Genomic DNA, 6,191 nt, shown 5'->3' on the forward strand with positions numbered 1-6,191 from the left:
GCACCGGCCGGCTGATGCCCTGGGAGTTCAGCCGCGACGGCCGCGATTTCGACGTGGCGGTGAGCGGGCCGTTGGTGTTCAACGACACCGGCCTGATCCACGCGGCGGTGCGTGCCGGGCTGGGCATGGGCCAGGCCTTCGAGGCCGTGGTGGCCGCCGACGTGGCCGCCGGGCGCCTGCGCTGCGTGCTGCAGGACTGGCAGCAGCCGTTCGCGGGGTTCCACCTGTACTACCCGGCACGCGACCAGATGGCACCCAAGCTGCGGGTGTTCATCGACCACCTGCGGCAGGCGCTGGACGCGCGCTGAGCCGGCGCGTGTCAGCCGGCGAGCGGGCCGCGCCGGTCGTCCACCAGCGTGCGCAGCCACGCCGCGTCGCCGGGCAGCCCGTGGGGAAACACCACCCGCTCGTCGCAGGGAAAACGCTTGCAGCGCAACACGCCCTGCGCGTCGAACACCCGCCACCCCTGCGCGGCGTGTTCGGCCTCGCGGATGCGCCGACGCAACGCCAGGTCCAGGCTGGCCTGGCAGTCGAACCGGCACGCGCGAAGGTCGATGCGATCCAGCGGCTGCAGCCCGGCGACGATGCGGCTGACCGCCGGGTGGGCCAGATCGACGCGGTCGGTGGCCATGCCGAGCAGGCGTTCGCTGTGACCGGCAAGGTGGTGGACGAAGTACACGGGCGGCATCGTTTCCTCGCGTGGGGCGCGCGGTCGCGCTGGACGGCGACCGTTGGGCGATGGGGCCGATTGGACACCGCGCGGGCGTCGCGGGGAATCTCAAGTTCCCGATTGAAAAGACGCCTTCTGATGACGTTGTCTATTCGCCACGCGGCACCGGTGCCCGCCAGATCGGCGCATCGGCCCGCCCGGCGGGGCGTCAGCCGCTGACGCCAAGCCGCACGCCGAATCCGATCAGGAAAACACCTGCCACGCGCTTCAAGAAAAGTCCTACACGAGGATGCTGAAGAATCCTACGGCGCAACAGGTTGCCCACCCCGATCAGCACCGAGCAATACGCCAGCCCCATGACGAAGATGATCACCGCCATGGTCGCGAACGTGACCACGCCTTGGTGGCGGGCCGGGTCGATGAACAACGGCAGGAAGGCCATGTAGAAGATGATCGCCTTCGGGTTGAGCAGGTTGATCAGCACCGCCTGGCGGAAGTAGTGGCCGGGCTGCAGGCGGATGCCGCCTTCTTCGCCCCCACCGCGCGGCCGGCGCAACAGGCTGATGCCGACCCACACCAGGTAGGCCGCGCCCAGGTACTGCACCGCGTGGAACACCAGCGGGTTGGCCTTGAGCAGCGCGGCCACGCCGGCCACCGCCAGCCACATCAGGATCTGGTCGCCCAGCAGCAGCCCGAACAGCGCCGTGTAGCCGCCGCGCACGCCCCCGCGGCCGGTGGCGGTGAGCAGGGTGAAGGTGCCCGGGCCGGGCAGGGCCAGGAACACCAGCACGGCGGCAACGAAGGTCCACAGGTCCTGGATGCCCATCCACGGCATGGCGGCGACTCGACTACGGGGGAGCGCCATTGTCCGGCACCGCCCCGCATCCCGATAGCGTCAGCCGGCCACGCGCGGCAGATCCTTCAGCAGCGGTTGCAGGCGCTGTTCGAACATCGCGTGCAGCTGGCGGATGGCGGGGGAGAACTGCTTGCGGTGCGGGCACACCAGGTTCAACGGCAGGCTGTCGCCGGCACCGCCCAGCAGCACCTGCAGGCGCCCGGCACGCACGTCGGCGCACACATCCAGCCACGACTTGAACACGATGCCCTCGCCGGCCACGGCCCAGCGACGCACCACGTCGGCATCGTCGCAGACCATGTTGCCGCGTACGGGCACGACGACCCGGCGGCCATCGGTCTCGAAGTTCCAGCGGTCATAGGCGCGCCCGGCCAGCTGGTACAGCAGGCAGTGGTGGTCCTTGAGCGCGTCCAGGCTGTCGGGCGTGCCATGCCGGGCCAGGTAGTCCGGTGAGGCCGCCAGCACCCGGCGGTTGCCCGGCAGCAGCGGCAGCGCCACGTAGCTGGCGTTGTCGAACCGGCCCAGGCGGAAGGCGATGTCGACCGGATCGCGGAACACGTCGGCCACCTGGTCTGACAGGTGCAGGCGCAGCTGCAGCTTCGGGTGCGCGCTGCGGAACTCGCTCAGCCACGGCAGCAGCACGTTGCGGCCCAGGTCAGACGGCGCGGCCACCTGCAGCACCCCGCGCAGTTCGGCGTCCTCGCCCCGCACCCGTGCCTGGCCCTCGCTCAGCGCGGCCAGCACTTCCTGCGCGTAGGGCAGGTACAGCGCGCCTTCGGCGGTCAGGCGCAGGCTGCGGGTGGAACGCACGAACAGGCGCAGGTCCAGCTCACGCTCCAGCCGAGCCACCGCTGCGGCGACCTGCCCGGGCAGCAGGTCGGCTTCGCGCGCGGCGTTGGAAAAGCTGCCCAGCGCGGCGGTACGCACGAACAGGCCGAGATCGTCGATGCGGACCATTTTCATTCCCACAGTGAAAGTGCTGCCCGATTCTGCGCCTTTCCGGCCCGCGCCGTGAAGCGCAGGCTGTGCGTCTTCCCGAACGGATCTGCCCCGATGAAAGCTGTTGCCTACACCGAACATGGCCTGCCGATCAGCGACCCGCGCGCGCTGCAGGACATCACCCTGCCGATCCCGCAGCCGGGCCCGCGCGACCTGCGCGTGGCGGTCCGTGCGATCTCGGTCAACCCGGTCGACACCAAGGTGCGCAACGGCGTGGCCGTGACCGAGCCGCGGGTGCTGGGCTGGGATGCGGTCGGCATCGTCGACGCGGTGGGCGATGAGGTGACCCTGTTCCAGCCGGGCGACGCGGTCTTCTATGCCGGCGCGATCGGTCGCCCGGGCAGCAACGCCGAGTACCAGCTGGTAGACGAACGCATCGTCGGGCACAAGCCCGGCAGCCTGGACGATGCCGCCGCCGCGGCGCTGCCGCTGACCGCGATCACCGCCTGGGAACTGCTGTTCGACCGCCTGCGCATTGCCGAAGGCGGTGGCGAGGGCCAGACCCTGCTGGTGGTCGGCGCGGCCGGTGGCGTGGGCTCGATCCTGGTCCAGCTGGCGCGCCAGCTGACCCGGCTGACGGTGATCGGCACCGCCTCGCGCCCGGATACCCAGGACTGGGTGTACGGCCTGGGCGCGCACCATGTGATCGACCATTCGCAGCCGCTCACCGACGGCCTGCAGCGGCTGGGCATCGCCGAGGTCAGCCACGTGGCCAGCCTGACCCACACCGACCAGCACTATGACCAGATCGTGGCCGCGCTCGCCCCGCAGGGCCAGCTGGCGCTGATCGACGACCCCGGCCAGCTCGACGTGATGGCGCTCAAGCGCAAGAGCCTGTCGCTGCACTGGGAGTCGATGTTCACCCGCTCCAGCTTCAACACGCCCGATCTGGAGCGCCAGCACGCGCTGCTGGAACGCGTCGCCGCGCTGGTGGATGCCGGCGTGCTGCGCACCACCCTGGGCGAGCACTACGGCCGCATCAACGCCGCCAACCTGCGCCAGGCCCACGCCCTGATCGAGAGCCACCGCGCACGCGGCAAGCTGGTCCTCGAAGGCTTCTGAACCCCCTACTGAACCTGCACTGGAATCTGTTCCCATGACCCTCGCTCCGGTGGCCCTGCGCCGCCACACCACCAAGGCCTACGACCCCACCCGCACGCTGCCGCCCGCGGTGCTGGAGGACCTGCTGGAGGTGCTGCACAACGCACCGTCGTCGGTGAATTCGCAGCCGTGGCATTTCCTGGTGGCCGGCACGGCCGAAGCACGGGCGCGCATCGCCCGCGCCACGCAGCCCAACCAGCCCTATAACACCGCCAAGATCACCGACGCCTCGCATGTGATCGTGTTCGCCACCCGCACCGGTATCGATGATGCGTACCTGGCCCAGGTGATCGACCAGGAATCCGCCGACGGCCGCTATCCCACCGAGGCGGCGCGCGAAGGCCAGCGCGGCGCGCTGCACCACTACGTCGACCTGCACCGCCACACCCTGGGCGACGTGCAGCACTGGATGCAGAAGCAGACCTACCTGGCCGTGGGCACGCTGCTGCTGGCCGCAGGCGTGCACGGCATCGACGCCACCCCGATGGAAGGCTTCGACGCCGATGTGCTCGACGCCGAACTGGGCCTGCGCGCACGCGGCTTCACCAGCGTGGTGCTGGTGGCGCTGGGCTACGGCAGTGCGGCCAACTTCAATGCCGACCTGCCCAAGTCGCGGCTGCCGCGCGAGCAGGTGTTCACCCAGCTCTGAAAGACGCCAAGGCACGCCGTTGTCCACGTGCCGGGCGACCCCCGCACGTGGACCCCGCCGTGCGAACCACGCCTGCACCCGACGCAGCCAATGAGACCGGCTCAGCCTACACTTGCGTGCATGCAAACCGAATTTCTGATCCTTGGCGGCCTTGTCTGTGTCGTCCTCGTCCTGCAGCTGCTGGTCCTGCTGCGGCGTTCCCAGCACGACGGCCTTGAGCAGGCCCTGCGCGATGAAGCGCGGGTGGGCCGCGGCGAACTGCGCGAGCAGCTGGAAGGCCTGGGCCGGCAGCAGGACGCGCGGCTGGAATCCTTCGCGCGCGCGCTGACCGACCTGTCCACCCGCACCGACCAGCGCCTGGACCTGCTGCGCGATGCGCTGGGCGAAGACGCACGCAAGGCGCGCGAAGAGAGCGCGCTGGCCCAGCAGCGCACCGGCGAACTGCTGGCCCAGCGCCTGCACGACATGCGCGCGCAGCTGGACGTGTTCGGCCAGCAGCAGCAGGCCCGCATCGAGGCCTTCGGCCAGCAGCTGGTGGACCTGACCACGCGCACCGACAGCCACATGGTCGCGCTGCGCCAGGCCCTGGGCGAAGACGCCCGCAAGGGCCGCGAGGAAACCGCGCAGTCGCAGCAGCGCCTGGCCGAATCGCTGGGCCTGCGCCTGCAGGAGATGACCCAGCGCAACGAAGCCCGCATCGGCGAGATGCGCGCCACGCTGGAGCAGCAGCTCAAGAGCCTGCAGACCGACAACGCCGAAAAGCTCGACCAGATGCGCGTCACCGTGGACGAGAAGCTGCAGACCACGCTGGAAGCGCGCCTGGGCGCCTCGTTCCAGCTGGTCTCCGACCGCCTGGAGCAGGTCCAGCGCGGGCTGGGCGAAATGCAGCAGCTGGCCACCGGCGTGGGCGACCTCAAGCGCGTGCTGACCAACGTCAAGAACCGCGGCAGCTGGGGCGAAGTGCAGCTGGACAACATCCTGGAGCAGACCCTGACCCAGGAGCAGTACGCGCGCGGGGTGAAGGTGCGCCCGGACAGCGGGGAAATGGTCGACATCGCCGTGCGCCTGCCCGGCCGTGGCCACGAGGACACCCCGGTGTGGCTGCCGATCGATTCCAAGTTCCCGCGCGAGGATTACGAGCGCCTGCTCGATGCGCAGGAACAGGGCGACGCCGACGGCGTGCGCGTGCAGGGCGCGCAGCTGGAACGCGCCATCCGCATCCAGGCCAAGTCGATCTGCGACAAGTACATCGTGCCACCGCACACCACCGATTTCGCGGTGATGTTCCTGCCCACCGAAGGCCTGTACGCCGAAGTGATCCGCCGCCCCGGCCTGGTCGACCTGCTGCAGCGCGAGCATCGCGTGGTGGTGGCCGGCCCGACCACCGTCACCGCGTTGCTCAACAGCCTGCAGATGGGCTTCCGCACGCTGGCCATCGAGCAGCGTTCCAGCGAGGTGTGGAGCCTGCTGGGCGCGGTCAAGAGCGAGTTCGGCAAGTTCGCCGGCATCCTGGAAAAGGCCGAAAAGCAGATCAGCACGGTTGGCCGCAGCCTGGGCGAAGCCAGCCGCAAGACCCGCACCATCGAACGCCGCCTGCGCGGGGTGGAATCGCTCACCGCCGAGCAGAGCCAGGACCTGCTGGACGACGCCACCGGCGAGGACGATGACAGCGGCCTGGACGAGGGCAGCGGCGCGCAGGACTGACACCTGGCGTACATGCACCGCATGCACGTGATCGCGCATGCTGTGCACCTCGATCGTTCAAGGAAAACCCGCATGCGCCTGACCGTGTTGTTGTCCCTGCTGCTGGCCGTCGCCGGTTGCGCCACCACCTCCACGCCGGAGGCTTCCGGACCCGCCGACGGCGCCGCTGCCGCAACGTCGGCACACCTGGATGCGGCCGCGTGCCGGCAGGC

Annotated in this window: 7 protein-coding genes; 4 read left to right on the forward strand and 3 right to left on the reverse strand. The window is 69.9% G+C overall.

Annotated features, from left to right (window positions below):
* Nucleotides 1-308, forward strand: a 308-nt coding sequence (locus DBR34_RS21960; RefSeq protein WP_258223587.1) for a LysR substrate-binding domain-containing protein, incomplete at its 5' end; no start/stop codon positions are given.
* Between the two features lie 11 nt (nucleotides 309-319).
* Here DBR34_RS21960 and DBR34_RS00215 read toward each other — a convergent pair.
* From DBR34_RS00215 to DBR34_RS00225, 3 genes are all read right to left on the reverse strand, one after another.
* On the reverse strand, nucleotides 320-688 hold the full coding sequence (locus DBR34_RS00215; RefSeq protein ID WP_258223588.1) for a hypothetical protein: 369 nt from the start codon (nucleotides 686-688) through the stop codon (nucleotides 320-322).
* A gap of 190 nt (nucleotides 689-878) precedes the next feature.
* Complete coding sequence (gene leuE, locus DBR34_RS00220; RefSeq protein ID WP_128095234.1) at nucleotides 879-1,505, reverse strand: leucine efflux protein LeuE; 627 nt, start codon at nucleotides 1,503-1,505, stop codon at nucleotides 879-881.
* A 60-nt stretch (nucleotides 1,506-1,565) separates the two neighbouring features.
* Entirely contained in the window at nucleotides 1,566-2,489 is a 924-nt protein-coding gene (locus DBR34_RS00225) for a LysR family transcriptional regulator (RefSeq protein ID WP_128095222.1), read from the reverse strand.
* 90 nt (nucleotides 2,490-2,579) lie between these two features.
* Here DBR34_RS00225 and DBR34_RS00230 point away from each other — a divergent pair, with 90 nt between their 5' ends.
* From DBR34_RS00230 to rmuC, 3 genes are all read left to right on the forward strand, one after another.
* Nucleotides 2,580-3,587, forward strand: coding sequence for a zinc-binding alcohol dehydrogenase family protein (locus DBR34_RS00230; RefSeq protein ID WP_128095223.1), 1,008 nt, complete (start codon nucleotides 2,580-2,582; stop codon nucleotides 3,585-3,587).
* 34 nt (nucleotides 3,588-3,621) lie between these two features.
* A complete protein-coding gene (gene nfsB, locus DBR34_RS00235) occupies nucleotides 3,622-4,275 on the forward strand; it encodes an oxygen-insensitive NAD(P)H nitroreductase (protein ID WP_128095224.1) in 654 nt (217 codons plus the stop codon).
* A 120-nt stretch (nucleotides 4,276-4,395) separates the two neighbouring features.
* Nucleotides 4,396-5,979, forward strand: a complete 1,584-nt coding sequence (gene rmuC / locus DBR34_RS00240; RefSeq protein WP_128095225.1) for a DNA recombination protein RmuC — start codon at nucleotides 4,396-4,398, stop codon at nucleotides 5,977-5,979.
* The last annotated feature ends 212 nt before the right edge of the window (nucleotides 5,980-6,191 follow it).

Source organism: Stenotrophomonas sp. HMWF003, from assembly GCF_003061285.1.
GTDB classification, from domain to species: Bacteria; Pseudomonadota; Gammaproteobacteria; order Xanthomonadales; family Xanthomonadaceae; genus Stenotrophomonas; species Stenotrophomonas maltophilia_AP.